Annotated in this window: 16 protein-coding genes, 1 tRNA gene and 1 pseudogene; 10 read left to right on the top strand and 8 right to left on the bottom strand. The window is 66.0% G+C overall.

Going from position 1 to position 17833, the window contains the following annotated elements:
* Nucleotide 1 precedes the first annotated feature (1 nt).
* Entirely contained in the window at nucleotides 2-208 is a 207-nt protein-coding gene (locus tag BOO69_RS12680) for a hypothetical protein (RefSeq protein ID WP_071972491.1), read from the top strand.
* Complete coding sequence (locus tag BOO69_RS12675) at nucleotides 195-1247, top strand: tyrosine-type recombinase/integrase (protein ID WP_237267454.1); 1053 nt, start codon at nucleotides 195-197, stop codon at nucleotides 1245-1247. The genes BOO69_RS12680 and BOO69_RS12675 overlap by 14 nt, the downstream gene beginning before the upstream one ends.
* Nucleotides 1248-1321: 74 nt before the next feature.
* On the opposite strand, the gene BOO69_RS12670 is transcribed toward BOO69_RS12675, so the two are convergent.
* Nucleotides 1322-1395, bottom strand: a tRNA-Cys gene (locus BOO69_RS12670).
* Between the two features lie 142 nt (nucleotides 1396-1537).
* Between BOO69_RS12670 and BOO69_RS12665 the strand changes: the two genes are divergently transcribed.
* From BOO69_RS12665 to BOO69_RS12650, 4 genes are all read left to right on the top strand, one after another.
* Nucleotides 1538-2191, top strand: coding sequence for a protein-L-isoaspartate O-methyltransferase family protein (locus tag BOO69_RS12665; protein WP_071972490.1), 654 nt, complete (start codon nucleotides 1538-1540; stop codon nucleotides 2189-2191).
* Nucleotides 2192-2246: 55 nt separating this feature from the next.
* Complete coding sequence (locus tag BOO69_RS12660; protein ID WP_071972489.1) at nucleotides 2247-3674, top strand: TolC family outer membrane protein; 1428 nt, start codon at nucleotides 2247-2249, stop codon at nucleotides 3672-3674.
* A gap of 73 nt (nucleotides 3675-3747) precedes the next feature.
* Nucleotides 3748-4140, top strand: a complete 393-nt coding sequence (locus BOO69_RS12655) for a hypothetical protein (RefSeq protein ID WP_071972488.1) — start codon at nucleotides 3748-3750, stop codon at nucleotides 4138-4140.
* Nucleotides 4137-4730, top strand: a complete 594-nt coding sequence (locus BOO69_RS12650; protein WP_071972487.1) for a hypothetical protein — start codon at nucleotides 4137-4139, stop codon at nucleotides 4728-4730. The genes BOO69_RS12655 and BOO69_RS12650 overlap by 4 nt, the downstream gene beginning before the upstream one ends.
* Nucleotides 4731-4738: 8 nt before the next feature.
* Here BOO69_RS12650 and BOO69_RS12645 read toward each other — a convergent pair whose 3' ends face one another.
* Together BOO69_RS12645 and BOO69_RS12640 are read right to left on the bottom strand one after the other, a co-directional pair.
* A complete protein-coding gene (locus BOO69_RS12645; RefSeq protein WP_071972486.1) occupies nucleotides 4739-6196 on the bottom strand; it encodes a cobyric acid synthase in 1458 nt (485 codons plus the stop codon).
* A gap of 142 nt (nucleotides 6197-6338) precedes the next feature.
* A complete protein-coding gene (locus tag BOO69_RS12640) occupies nucleotides 6339-6659 on the bottom strand; it encodes a DUF6280 family protein (RefSeq protein ID WP_071972485.1) in 321 nt (106 codons plus the stop codon).
* 219 nt (nucleotides 6660-6878) lie between these two features.
* Between BOO69_RS12640 and efp the strand changes: the two genes are divergently transcribed.
* Complete coding sequence (gene efp, locus BOO69_RS12635) at nucleotides 6879-7442, top strand: elongation factor P (RefSeq protein ID WP_071972484.1); 564 nt, start codon at nucleotides 6879-6881, stop codon at nucleotides 7440-7442.
* Between the two features lie 72 nt (nucleotides 7443-7514).
* Here the strand turns inward: efp and ygfZ are convergent, their stop codons facing one another.
* On the bottom strand, nucleotides 7515-8279 hold the full coding sequence (gene ygfZ, locus BOO69_RS12630; RefSeq protein WP_071972483.1) for a CAF17-like 4Fe-4S cluster assembly/insertion protein YgfZ: 765 nt from the start codon (nucleotides 8277-8279) through the stop codon (nucleotides 7515-7517).
* 64 nt (nucleotides 8280-8343) lie between these two features.
* Between ygfZ and BOO69_RS12625 the strand changes: the two are divergent.
* Nucleotides 8344-9020, top strand: a pseudogene (locus BOO69_RS12625) (TIGR04283 family arsenosugar biosynthesis glycosyltransferase).
* Between the two features lie 11 nt (nucleotides 9021-9031).
* Here the strand turns inward: BOO69_RS12625 and BOO69_RS12620 are convergent.
* Nucleotides 9032-10888 carry an ABC transporter ATP-binding protein gene (locus BOO69_RS12620; RefSeq protein ID WP_071972482.1) on the bottom strand — a complete coding sequence of 619 codons (1857 nt, stop codon included), beginning with the start codon at nucleotides 10886-10888 and terminating at the stop codon, nucleotides 9032-9034.
* Between the two features lie 141 nt (nucleotides 10889-11029).
* On the opposite strand from BOO69_RS12620, the gene BOO69_RS12615 reads away from it, so the two are divergent.
* A complete protein-coding gene (locus BOO69_RS12615) occupies nucleotides 11030-12238 on the top strand; it encodes a pyridoxal-phosphate-dependent aminotransferase family protein (protein WP_071972481.1) in 1209 nt (402 codons plus the stop codon).
* Nucleotides 12239-12265: 27 nt separating this feature from the next.
* Here BOO69_RS12615 and BOO69_RS12610 read toward each other — a convergent pair whose 3' ends face one another.
* Both BOO69_RS12610 and BOO69_RS12605 read right to left on the bottom strand, forming a co-directional pair.
* Nucleotides 12266-12448: a hypothetical protein gene (locus BOO69_RS12610; RefSeq protein WP_071972480.1), complete on the bottom strand. Its 183-nt coding sequence runs from the start codon at nucleotides 12446-12448 to the stop codon at nucleotides 12266-12268.
* A gap of 51 nt (nucleotides 12449-12499) precedes the next feature.
* The gene (locus tag BOO69_RS12605; RefSeq protein ID WP_071972479.1) at nucleotides 12500-13603 is read right to left on the bottom strand and encodes a pyridoxal phosphate-dependent aminotransferase; all 1104 of its coding nucleotides are present in this window, start codon (nucleotides 13601-13603) and stop codon (nucleotides 12500-12502) included.
* A gap of 108 nt (nucleotides 13604-13711) precedes the next feature.
* Between BOO69_RS12605 and BOO69_RS12600 the strand changes: the two genes are divergently transcribed.
* The gene (locus BOO69_RS12600) at nucleotides 13712-14500 is read left to right on the top strand and encodes a crotonase/enoyl-CoA hydratase family protein (protein WP_071972478.1); all 789 of its coding nucleotides are present in this window, start codon (nucleotides 13712-13714) and stop codon (nucleotides 14498-14500) included.
* Nucleotides 14501-14588: 88 nt separating this feature from the next.
* Here BOO69_RS12600 and BOO69_RS12595 read toward each other — a convergent pair whose 3' ends face one another.
* Nucleotides 14589-17522, bottom strand: coding sequence for a valine--tRNA ligase (locus BOO69_RS12595; RefSeq protein ID WP_071972477.1), 2934 nt, complete (start codon nucleotides 17520-17522; stop codon nucleotides 14589-14591).
* Nucleotides 17523-17833: the final 311 nt, after the last annotated feature.

Below are 17833 nucleotides of genomic sequence, written 5' to 3'. Positions count from 1 at the left end.
GATGGAGCGCCGCCCCGCCGCAATCCGCAAATCCGACCTGACTCCCGCTTTCGAGGCCGCGAAGGCTGCGGGCTATGATCAGGTTTCCATCGTCGTGGAAACCACCGACGGCAAGCGGTTCCTGATCACGGCCGGGACGGGCGGCGATGCTGCCAAGCCGGACATGACCCCGCTCGAAAAGTGGAGGGCAAGCCGTGCCGCAAGCTGATCTGCCCAAAGGTGTGCACCGCGTCCGGCGGAAGCTGGCGAATGGCAAGAGCCGCTTCCACTTCTATGCATGGCGTGGCGGTCCCAAATTCTGGGAAGATGACCACCGCAAGCCGAGCGACCCCGCGTTCTATCAGGCATTTGCGGAAGCCGCTGCGCGTCCGAAACCGGCCGACTACACGACGCCCCAAATGGTGGATGACTTCCTTTCCAGCACCGCCATGCCCAAGGGTGAACGGTCCCGCGCCGACATTCGGAAATGGGGCCTGCGATTCGCGGACCATTTCAAGGATGCGCCAGCCGTCATCTTCGAGGAACCCGGCGCACGGGGTGAGGTGAACGCTTGGCGGGCGCTCTGGAAGCACTCACCCAAGCAGCACGATATGGCGGGCACCCACGCGGTTCGCATTCTCAATTGGGCGGTGGATGAGGGCAAGTTGTCCGAACATCATTGCCACAAGCTCCACCGGATCTATGAGGTGGACCGCTCGGAAATCGTCTGGACCCCGGCCGACCGGGAAGCCTTCAACGCGGTCGCACCGGAGTGGGTCCGCCGCATTCTCTGCGCAGACTGTGAAACTGGGCTGCGTCCCGCTGACTTGGTGAAACTTGCCAAGCCCCAGGTTGAGAAGACCCCATTGGGCAGACGACTCCGAGTTCGAACTGACAAGCGGAAACGTCTAGCGCATATTCCGATTACGCCAGAACTGGCCAATGTGATCGACACTACACCAGACGACCGTCTGCTAATTCTGGTTGGCGGTAAAGGTCAGGCATTGACCGCTCGTTCGGCTTCCAACGCCGTAACGCGCTATCGGCGCAAGGCCGGATTGTCAGAAGATCTGCGGTTGCAGGACTGCCGAGGCACGGCCGCAACCCGTCTGCTGAATGCGGGCCTGTCGCTTGCCGAGATCGCCAATCACATGGGCTGGTCTGTCCGCTATGCGGCGAACGTGATCGAGCATTACGCCCGCGTATCGCCCGACGAAACCGACGCTGTCCTGGTCAAGCTAGCGCATGCAAAAGGGGGTGCAGCGTGAACAAAACTGTAAACGCCCCTGTAAACGGCGCAACAGGCGCAAGAACGGGTGAGACGCAAATGATTGAAAATAAATGGAGGCGAGTACCGGAATCGAACCGGTGTACACGGATTTGCAATCCGCTGCGTCACCACTCCGCCAACTCGCCGCCGTGGTGTTGCACTGCTATCCGATCACATCTTCGCCTGCAAGTCCCATCGAGGGCCGAAAAGGGGGGTGGGGCCGTTGCCGCGCCCCCGGTGATGTGGCAAACCGGAGTACGAGAGATTCCGAACAGACGAGTTTAGCTGATGATCGATTTCGCCACGCGCCGGACCATGATGGTCGATACGCAGGTCCGTCCGTCGGACGTGACCAAGTTTCCGATCATCGAGGCGATGCTGACAGTGCCGAGAGAGGATTTCGTGCCCTCCGCGCAACGCGAGGCAGCCTACCTGGGCGAGAACCTAGATCTCGGGCAAGGGCGTGTGCTGCTGGATCCGCGCACGCTGGCCAAGATGCTGGACGCGCTTGCCGTCACCGACGGCGAACTCGTGCTCGATGTGGGCGGGGCCATGGGCTATTCCACCGCCGTGATCGCCCACATGGCCGAAGCGGTTGTGACGGTCGAAGAAGACGAGACGATGGCACACGAAGCGCAAGAAGCGCTGATCGCTGCCGGGGCGGACAATGCGATCGTGCATGTCGGGCCGCTTGCCGAAGGGGCGGGACAGCATGGCCCCTACGACGCGATCATCCTGCAGGGCGGGGTGCAGCAAATCCCGCAGGTGTTGATCGACCAGTTGAAGGAGGGCGGGCGTATCTGCGCGCTGTTCATGATCGGACAACTGGGAGAGGTGCGCCTGGGCCGCAAGTACGGAACCGACTTGAGCTGGCGCATGGCGTTCAATGCGGCGGCACCGGTCTTGCCCGGCTTCGAGCGCGAAGTGGCCTTCGAATTTTGACGCGGAAGGGTTCGGCGTCGCCGCCGGGCCGGCATATGGACAGAAGGCGGAAACGATGCAGGTGACTCCATTCCAGAAATTCCGGCGCGCGGCGGGGGCGGCCTGCCTCGTGGCGGCGTTGACGATCACGGGGCGACCGGCGGAGGCCGAAACGCTGGCGGACGCGCTGGTGGGGGCATACAACCATTCCGGTCTGCTGGAGCAGCAGCGCGCGCTTCTGCGGGCCGCGGACGAGGACGTGGCCGCCGCGGTTTCGACGCTGAAGCCGGTTCTGCGCTGGACCACCGATCTGACCCAGGGCTTCCGTGAAGCGCCGAGCCAGAATCCCTTTGCCACCTCGGGCAGTTCCAATTCGCTGACGGCGTCTATCAGCCTGATCGCCGAGGTGCTGGTCTATGATTTCGGCGCTTCCTCCTATCGGATCGAGGCCGCCAAGGAAACCGTCCTGGCCACGCGCGACACGCTTCTCAATGTCGAACAGCAGATCCTGTTGCGCGCGGTGAGCGCCTATATGGGTGTCATCGAGGCATCGGAATTCGTGGCCCTGCGCGAGAACAACACGCGGCTGCTGACGCAGGAACTGCGCGCGGCGCGCGACCGCTTTGAAGTCGGGGAAGTGACCCGAACCGACGTGGCGCTGGCCGAGGCGCAGCTTGCAAATGCCCGCAGCGGCCTGGCCGCCGCACAGGGCACCTTGCTGCGCGCGCGGGAAGAATACCGCACCGCCGTCGGGCGTGACCCCGGCCGCCTCAGCGGGCCGCCGGCACTGCCCGCGCTGGGCGGCGATATCGAGGCGGCCAAGGCGCTGGCACTGCGCCAGCATCCCCTGTTGCGCTCGGCCCAGCATCAGGTGGCCGCGGCCGACCTGCTGATCCGGTCCAACGAGGCGGCGATGTCCCCCCGCATCACGCTGAACGGATCCGTCGGCGTGTCCGAGGAATTCGGCAACCAGAATTTCAACAACAGCGCCTCCATCGGTCTTGGCGTCAACCAGACCATTTATCAGGGCGGCAAGCTGTCGTCCGACGTGCGCAGGAGCATGGCGCAGCGTGACGCCCAGCGGGCGAACCTGCACGTGGTCCGCTATGACATCGAACAGGCCGTCGGCAACGCCTACGCCAGCTTCGCCTCTGCGCGTGCGCAGCTCGAGGCGTCGGATCGCCAGATCCGCGCCGCGCGCATCGCCTTCCGTGGCGTGCGTGAGGAAGCGACGCTGGGCGCGCGGACGACGCTAGACGTATTGGATGCGGAGCAGGCGCTGCTCGATGCGCAGTCGACACAGGTGTCGGCCCGGGCGAGCCTGTATGTCGCCGCCTATTCCGTGCTCTCCGCAACGGGACGCCTGACCGCTGCGGACCTTGCGTTGCCGGTCCAGATCTATGACCCGGCGGGATACTACAACCTCGTCAAGGATGCGCCGGCCAAGGAGACCCGTCAGGGCCGGCAGTTGGACCGCGTCCTGCGCGCCTTGCAAAAAGACTGACAATTTTCGGCGCTCTATTGTGAGAATCTGCGATCCGCGCTAACCTGTGCGGGAGGTAAGAGTGGTAAAATCTATGTCCGACCCCGTCACGAATGCCGAGGTTGAGGATGTTCTGTCTTCGATCCGCCGTCTGGTATCCGAAGACAAACGCCCGATGCAGCCCAAGGCAAAACCCGTCATGTCAGACCGTCTGGTCCTGACCCCCGCCTTGCGCGTTGCCGACACCGAGCCTTCCGAACCGGCACAGGAAACGCCCGAAGCAACGGTGCAGGACTGGTCCGAGGAGGATGCCGCGTTCGAGGCGGCATACGGCGACGAAGATATGCAGGAAGAGGACTCGCATCAGGCGATGGCCCGGGGGGTGATGAGCCGACCGCCGACGCGCTGGAGGATCCCGCCCTCGACTATGAATCGGACCCCTACAACTTTGCCGATGATACCGACGAAGATGGCGAAGGCGGTGTGACGTTTCACCGCGATACCGAGCTTTTCGATCCTGAACCGGCGGGCGGGGCGGAGCAGACCGCGCCGCAGTCTGATCCGGACACCACGCGCCACGCGGGGGTGGAGGACGGTCCGGCGGCGGGCCATGACGGCCAGGCTGCCACGTTGAGCGCCAAGATCGCGGCGCTGGAAACCGCCATTGGCAACATCCCCGAGAACTGGGAGCCGGACGGCGCCGTCGAGGATGATTACTCCGGCACGGATGCGCCCGCGATGGCGTGGGAGGACGATTCCGAAAGCGCCGCCACTACGGCGCGTCTGCACAATCTTCCCCGGAACCACCGCAGGGAAGCGGACGCAGCCAGCTTCTTTCGCGAACGGGAGGAGCCGGAGGCCGCCCGCGCGCCGGAAACGGAGAGCAAGACCGAGGAAGACCGCTTTGCATTTTCCGATGAGGATCAACTGCTGGACGAAGAAGCATTGCGCGACCTCGTGAGCGAGATCGTCCGCGCGGAACTGCAGGGCGCCCTTGGCGAGCGGATCACCCGCAACGTCCGCAAGCTGGTGCGCCGGGAGATCCACCGCGCCCTGACGGCACAAGAACTGGAATAGCCGCTTCTTCAGACCTCTTCGGCGAGGGACAGCAGCAGGTCGACGTCCATGTAGCGTTCGACGTGGGCTGCAAGCGCGTCCAGCGTGGTTTCGACTCCCGCGTCGAAGACGAGAGAGGAGTCGACTCCGAACTCCGACAGGTAGGCGCGCCGGAAGGAGTCGGAGGTGAATATTCCGTGCATGTAGCAGCCCTGAACGCGACCGTCCGCGCTCATCGCGCCTTCGGACGCGCCGTCGAAGGTCAGCCAGCCTCGGGCGCAGTCCGGGCCTGTGGTCTCCCCGATATGGATTTCATACCCGGACAGGCTGGTGCCACTTGCAGGATGGGTGCCGGTCTTGAGTGACAGGTGCTTCTTCGGCGCCATCACCGTATCGATCCGAAGATGGCCCAGCCCTGCCACCTCGGACGGTGGCCCCTCGATGCCGTGGGGGTCGGCGATGGTCTGTCCCAGCATCTGGTAGCCGCCGCACAGGCCCAGCACGTGACCGCCCCGCCGGACATGCGCCGCGAGGTCGATGTCCCATCCCTCGGCCCGCAGCGCGGCAAGGTCGGCGATGGTGGCTTTCGACCCGACCAGCAGCACCAGGTCCGCGTCGGCGGGCAGGGGAGTGCCCGGCAGGATCATGCGCAGGTCCACGCCCGGTTCCGCCGCGAGCGGGTCCAGATCGTCGAAATTGGCGATGCGCGGCAGACGCGGCACGGCGATCACGCAGCCCGCCCCACCGGACCGCAGCCGCGATGGGAGGTCCATCACGTCTTCGGCGGGCAGGCGGTGTGCCTGTTCGAACCATGGGATCACCCCGAGGCTTGGCCATCCGGTCCGCCGGGCGATGTCGTCGCGGCCATTATCGAACAGGCTGCGGTCGCCCCGGAACTTGTTGACCGCGAACCCGCGGACCTGCGCCTTGTCCTCGTCGGAAAGGACGGCCTGCGTGCCCACGATCTGCGCGATCACGCCGCCGCGGTCGATGTCGCCCATCAGGATCACGGGAACCCCGGCGGCGGTGGCAAAGCCCATGTTGGCGATGTCACCCGCCCGCAGGTTGGTTTCCGCCGGGCTGCCGGCGCCTTCGACGACGATCAGATCGGCCTCGCGGCCCAGCCGGTGAAAGGACTCCAGCACACGGGGCAAAAGGGTTCTCTTGTTCCGGCCGAAATCCGCGGCCTCCTGCATGCCGGCGACCTGACCCTGTACGACGATCTGCGCCCCCGTGGCGGACTGCGGTTTGAGCAGGATCGGGTTCATGTCGGTGTGAGGGGGCACGCCCGCGGCACGGGCCTGCAAGGCCTGGGCGCGGCCGATCTCGCCGCCGTCTTCCGTCACGGCGGCATTGTTCGACATGTTCTGCGGTTTGAACGGGCGCACACGCAGGCCCCGCTGCACGCAGGCGCGGATCAGCCCGGCGACGATCATGGATTTTCCCACGTTCGATCCCGTTCCCTGGATCATGATCGCCTTGGTCATGCCGTCCCCTTCGATGCGCTGGCGCAAACTGGCGTAAATTGCGCGGCCGGGGAAGAGGCTGTGGCACGAACCCGGCCCGCTTCAACGAAAAAAACGCAGCCCGCAGGCTGCGTTTGATCCGAGCGGAATGGCGATTTTGGGGTCAGGCCGCTTCGGCCTGTTGAGCGGCGTTGCGCCGCTCGGATTCTTCACGGCTCAGGGCGACGGAGGTCCGAACACCCTTGCCGACGAATTCCATCAGTCCGGTCACGACACGTTCGTTCGGGTCGATGCCGGCACAGCTCAGCACTTCACGGCCATCGCGCGACCGCGCCCAGCGGGCGATCTGTTCCGGTCCGTTGCCGTATTTCTTGTCATCCGCAATCGCGTCATCCAGCGCTGCCAGTACCACGGCAGCGAAAAGTTTGCGGGCCCGATTTCCTTGCTCGTTATTGAAAGCGGTGCCATCAACGAAATCTCTCATCTCGTCGTCCTTTCCGTTATTCTTGCTCTTGTCATTTTGGCGTGCGGCCTCTTATGACGGATATCCCACGATTCGGATACCGATATTTCGCATGTCTCCCATGCAGTGGCTGCATGACTTTCGCGGGCGCAGCATAGCATGCGGTCGCCTTGCAGGGAGCCGATACCGCAGATATAGGGTGCGTGGAATACACATCAACCTCTATGACGGTTTTGCGAAATGCCAAAAATCAATGGAAACGAGATCCGCCCCGGCAACGTGCTGGAGCATAACGGCGGCCTCTGGGCGGCGGTCAAGGTCGACCACGTGAAGCCCGGCAAGGGCGGGGCCTTTGCCCAGGTTGAACTGCGCAACCTCCGCAACGGCTCCAAGCTGAACGAGCGCTTCCGTTCCGCCGACAAGGTGGAGCGCGTGCGTCTCGAGCAGAAAGATCAGCAATTTCTCTATGAAGACAACGGGATGCTGGTCGTGATGGATACGGATACCTACGAGCAGGTGCAGCTTTCCTCCGAGCTTCTGGGCGAACGCCGGCCGTTCCTGCAGGACGGCATGATGATCGTGGTCGAGTACCACGAGGCCGAGGCGCTCAATGCCTCGCTGCCGCAGAAGGTGGTCTGCAAGGTCGTGGAGACGGAGCCGGTGGTGAAGGGACAGACCGCCGCCAACTCCTTCAAGCCCGCGATTCTGGACAATGGCGTGAAGGTTTCCGTGCCCCCGTTCGTCGGTCAGGACGAGGACATCGTGGTCAATACCGAGACGATGGAATACGTCGAGCGCGCCTGATGGTGCGCGCATTTGACGCGACGTTATGCTGCGGATGCAAGGCTGACGGCGGTTCCGTGACGGCGATGGCGGTCAATCGTGGGAATCGCCGCCAGGCCCCTGCCATGTCACCTGCGCCGTTCCCGCCGTCATCGGTTCGCTGGCGCGGTCGTACCTGAGATAGGCGATGCCCCTGCCACCCGCCTGGGTCAGCAGCGTTCCCGCCGGTTTCTCGCCCGCCAGCAGTTCGGTGCCGACCGGCGCCTCCCCCGACACCTCGACGCGGGCCAGCCCCTTGCGGAGCGTCGTCTTGTGCCGCATCCGCGCGGTCACTTCCTGCCCGACATAGCAGCCCTTGCGGAAATCCACGCCGTTCAGCCTGTCGAGCCCCGCTTCGAGAATGAAGGTATCCGGCGTGAGTTCGATGCCCGTCTCGGGGATGAGATGGGTCACCCGCAACGCGTCCCAGTCGGTGCCATCGTCACCGGCCTGCGGGTCGTTACGATAGGCCCGCCAGCCCATGTCGGGGGTGCGCGGATCAGCAAAGCCATCCTCGGGCGGCGTGCCGGTCCCGCGGTGCAGGTGCAGGCCGCTGTCTTCGATCCGGACGTCGGCGCGCAGCTTGTACATCGTCAGACGCTGCACCAGCATGTCGGCCAGGCTGTCCGCGACATCCAGCAGGACACTCCCGTCCTTCCCGTCGATGACGAAGAAATCTGCGAGGTATTTGCCCTGCGGGGTCAGCAGGGCCGCGTAGACCGGTCCCTGCGCCAGCTTGCCGATGTCGTTGGTGATGAGCCCCTGCAGGAATTCGCGGGTGTCTTCGCCTGACAGGCGCAGGATGCGGCGGTGCGTCATGGTGGTGTCCTTTCTGCGGTAGCCATGACATATAGGCTCCGTCGCCAGTTCTAAAGGGGTCGCAATGCGCGCGCCGGTCTCGGTCATCATTCCAACTCTCGACGCGGCGGAGGCCCTGCCGGAATGCCTTGCCACCTTGATGGAAGGGCTGGAGGCCGGTCTGATCCGCGAGCTGATCCTCAGCGATGGCGGGTCTTCCGATGCCACGGGGGCACTGGGTCAGGCATGGGGGGCCGAGGTCCTTCACGGCGCGCCTTCGCGCGGGGGGCAGCTGCGGCGCGGCTGTGCGGCGGCACGGGGGACTGGCTGCTGATCCTGCACGCCGACACCCGGCTTCAGCCCGGCTGGAGCGGGGCGGTCCGCGATCACCTGCGCGCGCATGACCGGGCGGGCTGGTGCCGCCTGAAGTTCGACGGCGGCGGGCTGCGGCCGCGGCTGGTCTCGGCCTGGGCCAACCTGCGAAGCCACCTCGGCCTGCCCTACGGAGATCAGGGGCTGCTGGTCTCTCGGGAGTTGTACGAGCGGGCAGGCGGCTATCCCGACATCCCGCTGATGGAGGACGTGGCCATCGTCCGCGCCCTGCGCGGAAAGCTCATGCCTCTCGACGCCACCGCCGTGACCAGCGCGGCGAAGTATCGCCGGCAAGGCTGGCTGCGCCGCGGCGCCGCCAACCTGCTGACCTTGTTGCGGTACATGTCCGGCGCGGATCCCGAGGTTCTGGCGCGCGGCTACCGACGGTAGAGCGCGACCGGTCAGCCGAACAGCCGCTGCCCGATGCGTTGCAGCAGGTTCGGCTGTGTCGGTGCCAGCCCGCGTTCCCGTGCCCGCAGCGCGCGCATCCCGCGCGCGTCCGAAACCGTCTTGCCGTCCTCGAATTGCAGGCGGTAGAGGTTCGCGTAGATCCCGCCTCCGGCCAGCAACTCTTCGTGCGTCCCTTCGTCCGTCACCCGCCCGCGGTCCATCACAACGATCCGGTCGGCGCTGCGGATCGTGGCCAGCCGGTGCGCGATCACCAGCGTGGTGCGCCCGGCGGACAGCCGGTCCAGGGCATCCTGCACCACTTGTTCCGATTGCGCGTCGAGGGCGCTGGTCGCCTCGTCCAGCAGCAGGATCGGCGTGTCGCGCAGCAGGGCGCGGGCGATCACCACACGTTGCCGCTGCCCACCCGAGAGCGCCGATCCCCTCGGGCCGACGCGGGTGTCCAGCCCGTTTTCCAGCTTGGGCAGGAAGTCCGCCACATGTGCCGCCTGCAGGACCTCGCGCAGGCGTTCATCGCTGACGTCGGTCCGGCCCAGCAGGATATTCTCGCGCACCGTCTCGTCGAAAAGCAGCGCCTCCTGCGTCACGACCGAGAACAGGCCGCGCAGGTCGGCCAGCGTCAGGTCGGTCACCGGCACGCCCCCGATCGTCACTTCGCCCTCCTGCGGATCGATGAGGCGGGTCAAGACGTTGAAGATGGTGGATTTGCCCGCCCCCGACGCCCCCACGAGCGCCGTGGTCTCGCCCGCGTTCGCCGTCAGGTTCAACCCGTCCAGCACCTTGGTGTCGCCAAAGGACAGGGTCACGTCCTTCAGGGCGATGGCCGTGCTGGGCAGGGGCAATGCGCGGGGCGTCTCCGGATCGGTTTGCGTCCGCGGCGCGTCCAGCAGTTCCTTCAGTCTTTCCAGCGCCGCGGCAGCCGTCTGCCACAAGCCGCTCACGCCGCCCAGCCGCCGCAGCGGGCTGAAGGTAAAGCCCATGGCCGTGAAGAAGGTCATGAATTGCCCGATCGTCTTGTCCCCCGAGATGATCTGGCTGCCGCCATAGAGGATGACGGCCATGAAGCCGATGCCGGACATGATGTCGATCATCCCCGGTATCGCGGAATTGCCGAACGCGGCGCGCACCTCCGTGGTGACGAACTTGCGCGTCAGGTCGCGATACTGGCGCGACTGGTACTGCTCCAGCGCGTTCAGCTTGATCTGCACGATCCCGTGGAACACCTCGTCGAGACGGGTCGACAAGTGGGCCCCCAGATCGCGGGCCTCGCGGGCGCGGCGGCGGACGAACCGCTGCGCCGCGGCGGCGGGCAACACCATCAGCGGAACGCCGATGCAGGCCAGGAAGGCCCAGACCGGGTCGATGGAAATGGCGACCCCCAGCAGGACGATCAGCCCGATGGCATCGCGCCCCGCGCCGGTGATCACCGCCCGCCAGACGTCACCGACCGCGTTCACGTCGGACTGTACCCTCTGGATCAGGAAGCCGGGGGGATGGGCCTGATGAAAAGCGCCGTCCTGCACCATCAGCTTGTCCAGAAGCTCGATCCGCATGTCCGCGGCCGTGCGCTGCGCGATCCGGGTCAGCAGGACTTTCTGGATCACCCCGGCGACCGCGCGCAGGGCAAAGATGCCCACCAGCACGAGGCCGACCCATTTCAGCGCACTGCGGTCGCCCGCGACGAAGACCTGATCGAACATGGGCTCCATCAGCCGTGCAAGCGCACCCAGCGTGCTGCCCTCGATCGCCATGAAGATCACGGCGACGATCATCAGCTTCACGTGCTTCCTGAGGTAATCCCGCCAGAGCCAGCGCAGCAACTCTCCGGAGGTGTAGGTCTGATCGTTCATGTTGACGTGGACGCTCCTCTGGGGCGGTCTGCCCACCTGTCTACGCAACCGTCCCCGGCAGGGCAAGGCAGGTGGGATATTGACGCCGGATCATCCGGGCGTAGTGTCTGCGCGACCATTCCAGGGCGACAAGGCATTCCGATGAAACAGAAACCCAAACTGGCGCAGGGGCGTCCCTACCTCGCGATTCCCGGTCCCTCGGTCACGCCGGACGCGGTGCTGGGCGCGATGCACCGGGCCGCGCCCAACATCTACGCGGGTGAACTGCCCGACATGATGCCGGGGATTGTCGCGGACCTGAAGCGTGTCGCGCGCACCGATCACAACGTGGCCATGTACATCGGCAACGGTCACGCCGCGTGGGAGGCGGCGCTGGTGAACGTGACGCGGCCCGGCGACAGGGTACTGGTGCCCGCCACGGGCCGCTTCGGTCTGGGTTGGGGGATGGTGGCGCGCAGCCTGGGGCTGGAAACCGACATCATCGACTTCGGCAAGCAGAGCCCCATGGACATGGATCGTATCGCCGAGGTGCTCAAGGCGGATGACGGCCACCGGATCAAGGCCGTGCTGGCGGTTCACGTGGACACCTCCACCTCGATCCGCAACGATATCGCGGCGCTGCGCGGGGTGCTCGACGATCTGGGCCATCCCGCGCTCCTGCTGGCCGACTGCATCGCCTCGCTGGGGTGCGACAGGTTCGAGATGGACGCCTGGGGCGCCGACGTGACGGTCACCGGTTCGCAGAAGGGCCTCATGATGCCGCCGGGCATGGCCTTCGTGTTCTTCAACGACCGGGCCGCGGCGGCACGGGCGCGGCTGGACCGGGTCAGCTGGTTCTGGGACTGGGCACCGCGCGCCGCACCGGACGAATTCTTCCAATATCACGGCGGCACGGCCCCCACTCATCATCTCTACGGTCTGCGCGCCGCGCTCGACCTGATTCACGGCGAAGGGATGGAACAGGTCTGGGCCCGGCACCATGTGCTGGCCCGCGCGGTCTGGGCCGCCTGCGAGGCATGGTCGACGGCGGGCAGCTTCGGCATGAACGTATCCGATCCGGCGCACCGCAGCTGCGCTGTCACGGCCCTGCGCCTGCAGACGCCGCAGGCAACCGAGCTGCGCAGCTGGCTGGAAAGCGAACTGGCGCTGACGCTGGGCATCGGGCTTGGCATGGCTGAACCGGGCGACCCGGCGCGCGACGGTTTCTTTCGGCTGGGGCACATGGGCTATGTCAACGGCCACATGGTCATGGGCCTGCTGGGCGGGATCGAAGCGGGCATGCGCGCCCTGCGAATCGATCACGGCGCGGGCGCGCTGGACGCCGCGGCAGAGGTCATCGCGGGAGGGTAGGCCGACCGCGACGCAAGGGCCGCCGGATCACTGCCGCGTCAGGGCGATCCGGTCTATCACCTTGTTCACCGCCCATCCCAGCGCGGCTGCCGCGATCAGCCCCCAGATCGCCCAGATCGCCATCAGGACCCACGCGAGGTTGACGCCGAACATCACGATGCAGGCCTGTGTGTAATTCGGGGCGGCGGGGCGGTCATGGGAATCGCGCATCGGTCTCTCGCACCTTGATCGCAAAGCAGTATAGCCCGCGTCCTTCCCAAGTCAGCCCCTTTCTGCCGCCGACAGGGCCGCCGGCAGGGCGGCCGCAAAGGCGTCGAGGTCGGCCTCGGTGCCGCAGCTGACGCGGATACAGCGGTTCTGCGGCGCCGCGAAGGGCATCCGCACGAAGATGCCCCGTTCCACCAGCCCGTCCAGCACGGCCTTGGCGAAGGCCCCGTCGCGGCCGCAATCGATGGCCACGAAGTTTGCCGCCGAGGGCAGGGAGGTCAGCCCGCAGTCGCGCGCGATGGCCGCGATCCGGTCCCGCGCAAGGGCCACCTCTGACTGGACATGGGTCAGCCACTCCCTGTCCTTGACCGCGGCCAGCGCCCCCGCCTGCGCGGCGCGGTTCATGCCGAAATGATTGCGCACCTTGTCGAAGGCGGTGATGAGTTCCGGATGCCCGAGCGCATAGCCGACCCGCGCGCCCGCCAGACCGTATACCTTGGAGAAGGTCCGCATCCGGATCACCCTTGGATCGTCGAAGGGCAGGGGCAGGGCCGTGCCCTCCGGCGCGGTCTCCACGTAGGCTTCGTCGAGAACAAGCAGCGTCCCTTCCGGCAGGGCGTCCATCGCCCTGGCGATATCGGCGCCCTTGTGCCAGCTTCCCATCGGGTTGTCCGGGTTCGACAGGTAGACCAGCTTGGCATCCACCTCCGCCGCCTTGGCGAAAAGGCTCGCCGGATCTTCATGGTCGTCCACGAAAGGCACCTTGTGCAGCACGCCGCCGTATCCCGCCACATGGTAGTTGAAGGTGGGATAGGCCCCGTCGGACGTAACCACCGCGTCGCCCTCGCCGACGAACAGCCGCACGAGATAGCCGAGCAGCCCGTCGATACCCTCGCCCACGATGATGTGGTCCATGGTGGTGCCCAGCGTCCGGGCCAGCGCCTCGCGCAGGTCGTGGCTCTGGGCGTCACCGTATTTCCAGTGCTCGGTTTCCGCCATTGCGGCAATGGCCCGGGGCGATGGCCCGAAGACGTTCTCGTTCGCGCCCAGCCGGGCGGCGAACGGGGCGTTGCGGGCACGCTCCTGTGTTTCCGGCCCCACGAAGGGGACGGAGGCGGGCAGGGATTGGGCGAGCGGTGTAAGGCGATATCGGGTCATGCGGTTTGATAGGCCCGCAGACCGCGACGGGCAAGGGGCTGCCGCAGCGTTGCGCTGGCGCCGGGGCGGCACATGCGGTCTACTGGCCGAAACCAGCTGGAGGATGTCATGAGCCGCGTTTCGGTCACCTATGAAAATCATATCGCCTTTGTCCGCCTGACCCGCGCGGACAAGATGAACGCCGTGGACCAGGAGATGATCGACGCGATCATCGCCGCCGGAACCGAGGTCGCCGCGTCGGACGCGCGCTGCGTGGTGCTGTCGGGCGAGGGCAAGGCGTTCTGCGCCGGCATCGACATCTCCGGCCTGTCGGGGATGATCGGCAAGGATCCGGTGGAACTCCTGACGCCGCGGACCCACGGTGAGGGCACGACGAACCAGTGGCAGGAGGTCGCGATGGTGTGGTCCCGCATGGACATCCCCGTGATCGCCGCGATCGACGGCGTGTGCTTCGGCGCGGGGCTGCAATTGGCGCTTGGCGCCGACATCCGGATCGCCGCGCCCGACTCCCGGCTCGCGGTGATGGAGATGAAGTGGGGCATCGTGCCCGACATGGGCGGTATGGTCCTGCTGCCTAAACTGGTGCGCGGCGACGTTCTGCGCCGGCTGACCTACACGGCAGCACCGGTGAACGCCGCACAGGCAGAGCGCTGGGGCCTTGTGACGGAACTGGCCGACGATCCGCTGGCGGCCGCCACGGAACTTGCGACCCTCATCGCGGGCAAGAGCCCGTCGGCCATCCGCGCCGCCAAGCGCCTGATCGCCCTGGCGGAAGACTCGGACGCGGCGACGGTGCTCGAGGCGGAATCCCGTGTCCAGGCCGACCTGATGGGCAAGCCCCACCAGATGGAAGTCGTCGCGGCGGAAATGGGCAAGCGTCCGGCGGTATTCGACTGACCTCGCCAGCCCGGCCGGGACCAGAGGTGCCCGGCACCGCGAGCGGCGCCGAGGCTGGAAGACGTGGCGCCCCGGCGCGACGCCGGGCTCACGCCATTTCGGCCAGTCGGTCCAGCGCCGCCTGAAGCTGGTCGGCTTCCTCCTGACGCGCGTGGAGGTTGGCCTGCGTCTCGGCCACGACCTCCTCCGGCGCGGAGGCGGCGAACTTGGGATTGTTCAGCCGGCCTTTCAGCCCGCCGATCTCCTTGCCCAGCTTCTCCAGCGATTTCTCGAGCCGCGCCTTCTCGGCGTCGATGTCGATGATCCCCTCCAGCGGCAGACCCAGCGTCGCGGCGCGGGACGGGATCGAAGCCGTGCCCTTGGGGAAAGCGTCCACCTTCTGAAGCGATTCCACACCGGCGCGCCGGGCGATCAGGTCGGCGTTGCGTTCCCATGCCAGCATCCCGGCCGCGTCGATATCCGTATAGACCATCGGCACCTTGAGGCTGCCGGGCACCCCCATGGACACCCGCGCAGAGCGGATGTTCTGGATCAGCGCGATCACCCAGTTCAGTTCGGCGTCGGCCTGTTCGTCCACCATGTCGGCGGCGGTATAGGTCGGCCAGTCGGCGTGGACCAGCATGCCGGGACGGTCCTTCTGGCCCCAGAGTTCCTCTGTGATGAAGGGCATGATGGGGTGCAGCAGGATCAGGCACTGGTCCAGTGCCCAGCCGTAGGTCGCCCGCGTCTCCGCGATGGCGGTTGCGTCGTCGCCGTCGAAGATCGGTTTGGTGAATTCGAGGTACCAGTCGCAGAAGGTGCCCCAAACGAAGGCATAGAGCGTGTTCGCCGCATCGTTGAAACGATACTGCGCCAGCGCCGCGTCGACGGCCTCGCGCGTTTTGGCGATCTCGCCCTTGATCCACTTGTTCACCGTCAGCGTGGTTTCAGGGGGCGTGTCGCCGTGGGGAACCTCCAGCACGCCGTTGCGCTCGGCAAAGGCGGTGGCGTTCCAGATCTTGTTGCCGAACTTGCGATAGCCGTCGATGCGCGCGGTCGACAGCTTCAGGTCGCGCCCCATGGCGGCCATGGAGGTGAGCGTGAAGCGCACGGCATCCGCGCCGTACTCGTCGATCAGTTCGATCGGGTCGAGGACATTGCCCAGCGACTTCGACATCTTCTTGCCCTTCTCGTCGCGCACCAGCGCGTGGACATAGACGGTATCGAAGGGTTTCTGACCCACGACGGCGTACTGCATCATCATCATCCGGGCGACCCAGAAGAAGATGATGTCGAAGCCAGTGATGAGGACCGAGGTGGGAAAGTATTTCTCCAGTTCCTCGGTCTGCTCGGGCCAGCCCAGCGTCCCGATGGGCCAGAGGCCGGAGGAGAACCAGGTGTCGAGGACGTCGGGGTCGCGCGTCAGCGTCTTGCCGGGGGCCTTGGCCTGGGCTTCCGCCTCCGTGGCGGCGCAGTACTCGTTGCCGTCCTCGTCGAACCAGACCGGAATCTGGTGCCCCCACCACAGCTGGCGCGAGATGCACCACGGCTCGATGTTTTCCAGCCAGTGGAAATAGACCTTCTTGTCCTGCTCGGGCAGGATCTCGACCTCGCCGTTGCGGACGGCGTCGAGCGCGGGGCCCACGATCTTGGCGGTGTCGACGAACCACTGGTCGGTCAGCATCGGCTCGATCACGACCTTCGACCGGTCGCCGAAGGGCTGCATGATCTTCTTGGCCTCGACGAGAGGGACCATCGTGTCTTCGCGCGCCTCGCCGCCTTCCTCGGGCGCCAGCGGCTTTTGCGCGGCGCGTCCCAGGCGCGGGTCATGGGCCTGGGTCATGACGGCCAAGCCCTCGGCGGTGATCTGGTCGACGACGCGTTCGCGCGCCTCGAACCGGTCGAGACCGCGCAGGTCGTCGGGGACGAGGTTGATCGCGTCGGCTTCGGCTTCCGAAAGCGTCCGGTCGCCGCGGGCGACGGCGAGCGCGATCTCGGCCGTCTCGGCGTAGGGGGCGCCGTCGGCCCGCATCGCGCCCGTCGTGTCCATCAGGCGGTACATCGGGATGCCGCCCCGCCTGGCGACCTCGTAGTCGTTGAAGTCATGCGCGCCGGTGATCTTCACCGCGCCGGAACCGAAGGTGGGGTCCGGGTAGTCGTCGGTGATGATCGGGATCAGGCGGCGGTGCTCCTTGGGTCCGACCGGGATTTCGCAGAGTTTCCCGACGATTGGCGCGTAACGTTCGTCCGATGGGTGAACCGCGACCGCGCCGTCGCCCAGCATGGTCTCGGGCCGGGTGGTGGCGATGGAGATGTAGTCGCGCTCCTCCTCGAACAGGACGTTGCCGTCCTCGTCCTTCTCGACGTAGGTGTAGGTCGCCCCGCCCGCCAGCGGGTACTTGAAGTGCCACATGTGGCCGTCGACCTCGGTGTTCTCGACTTCGAGGTCGGAGATTGCCGTTTCGAAATGCGGATCCCAGTTGACCAGCCGCTTGCCGCGATAGATCAGGCCCTTGTCGTACATGTCGACGAAGACCTTGATGACGGCATCGTGAAAGTTGCCCTCCTCACCGGCCGGGGCGTTCGGCGCGCCGGACATGGTGAAGGCGTTGCGCGACCAGTCGCAGGAAGCGCCGAGCCGCTTGAGCTGTTCGATGATGGTGCCGCCCGACTGGGATTTCCATTCCCACACCTTGTCGAGGAATGCCTCGCGTCCCATCTCGCGCCGGCCGGGCTGCTGTGCCTTGGCCAGTTCGCGTTCGACGACCATCTGCGTCGCGATGCCCGCGTGATCCTGGCCGGGCTGCCAGAGCGTGTCGTGCCCGCGCATGCGGTGCCAGCGGATCAGGATGTCCTGCAGCGTGTTGTTGAAGGCATGGCCCATGTGCAGCACGCCGGTGACGTTGGGCGGCGGGATCATGATCGAAAAGGTTTCCGCGCCCTCGCGGGCATTGGCCCCGGCCTTGAAGGCGCCGGCCTGTTCCCAAGCGTCGTAGAGCCGCTTTTCGGCGTCCTGTGCGTTGAATGTCTTGTCGAGGGCCATGATGATCCATCCTGTCGTCGTTCGGATGCTGATCTAGCCGAGGTTGCGGTGAAGGGAAAGGGTGGCGGTACGTCGCTCCTGCGCCGAGGCGCAGGTCGCCCCGCCCGCCATCCCGCAGCGCCCCGTTGATCATCCTGTGCAAGGTGGAAGTGTCGGAACGGAGTATTTGAGGCATAAAGAAGCATGCGAAGCGCCCCGATGCAGGTGGATCCGTCGAATGCACCGTTCGGGACGCTTCTTCTTCATGCACGGTCATCGGCGCTCCCGCCTGTACCGCGCCTGCAGGATGGCACGGCCCGGGTAAAGATTTT

The sequence above is a fragment of the Sulfitobacter alexandrii genome, from assembly GCF_001886735.1.
Classification (GTDB): Bacteria; Pseudomonadota; Alphaproteobacteria; order Rhodobacterales; family Rhodobacteraceae; genus Sulfitobacter; species Sulfitobacter alexandrii.
Note: the sequence above shows the minus strand (reverse complement) of the source record. Positions and strands in the feature narration are given on the sequence as shown.

Excerpts from the sequence above, each read along its gene's own strand:
- BOO69_RS12660 (WP_071972489.1), top strand. The coding sequence starts at position 2,247 with ATGCAGGTGACTCCATTCCAGAAATTCCGGCGCGCGGCGGGGGCGGCC.
- BOO69_RS12615 (WP_071972481.1), top strand. The coding sequence starts at position 11,030 with ATGAAACAGAAACCCAAACTGGCGCAGGGGCGTCCCTACCTCGCGATT.
- efp (WP_071972484.1), top strand. The coding sequence starts at position 6,879 with ATGCCAAAAATCAATGGAAACGAGATCCGCCCCGGCAACGTGCTGGAG.
- BOO69_RS12620 (WP_071972482.1), bottom strand. The coding sequence starts at position 10,888 with ATGAACGATCAGACCTACACCTCCGGAGAGTTGCTGCGCTGGCTCTGG.
- BOO69_RS12645 (WP_071972486.1), bottom strand. The coding sequence starts at position 6,196 with ATGACCAAGGCGATCATGATCCAGGGAACGGGATCGAACGTGGGAAAA.
- BOO69_RS12655 (WP_071972488.1), top strand. The coding sequence starts at position 3,748 with ATGTCCGACCCCGTCACGAATGCCGAGGTTGAGGATGTTCTGTCTTCG.
- BOO69_RS12610 (WP_071972480.1), bottom strand. The coding sequence starts at position 12,448 with ATGCGCGATTCCCATGACCGCCCCGCCGCCCCGAATTACACACAGGCC.
- BOO69_RS12665 (WP_071972490.1), top strand. The coding sequence starts at position 1,538 with ATGATCGATTTCGCCACGCGCCGGACCATGATGGTCGATACGCAGGTC.
- ygfZ (WP_071972483.1), bottom strand. The coding sequence starts at position 8,279 with ATGACGCACCGCCGCATCCTGCGCCTGTCAGGCGAAGACACCCGCGAA.
- BOO69_RS12595 (WP_071972477.1), bottom strand. The coding sequence starts at position 17,522 with ATGGCCCTCGACAAGACATTCAACGCACAGGACGCCGAAAAGCGGCTC.
- BOO69_RS12640 (WP_071972485.1), bottom strand. The coding sequence starts at position 6,659 with ATGAGAGATTTCGTTGATGGCACCGCTTTCAATAACGAGCAAGGAAAT.
- BOO69_RS12600 (WP_071972478.1), top strand. The coding sequence starts at position 13,712 with ATGAGCCGCGTTTCGGTCACCTATGAAAATCATATCGCCTTTGTCCGC.
- BOO69_RS12605 (WP_071972479.1), bottom strand. The coding sequence starts at position 13,603 with ATGACCCGATATCGCCTTACACCGCTCGCCCAATCCCTGCCCGCCTCC.
- BOO69_RS12680 (WP_071972491.1), top strand. The coding sequence starts at position 2 with ATGGAGCGCCGCCCCGCCGCAATCCGCAAATCCGACCTGACTCCCGCT.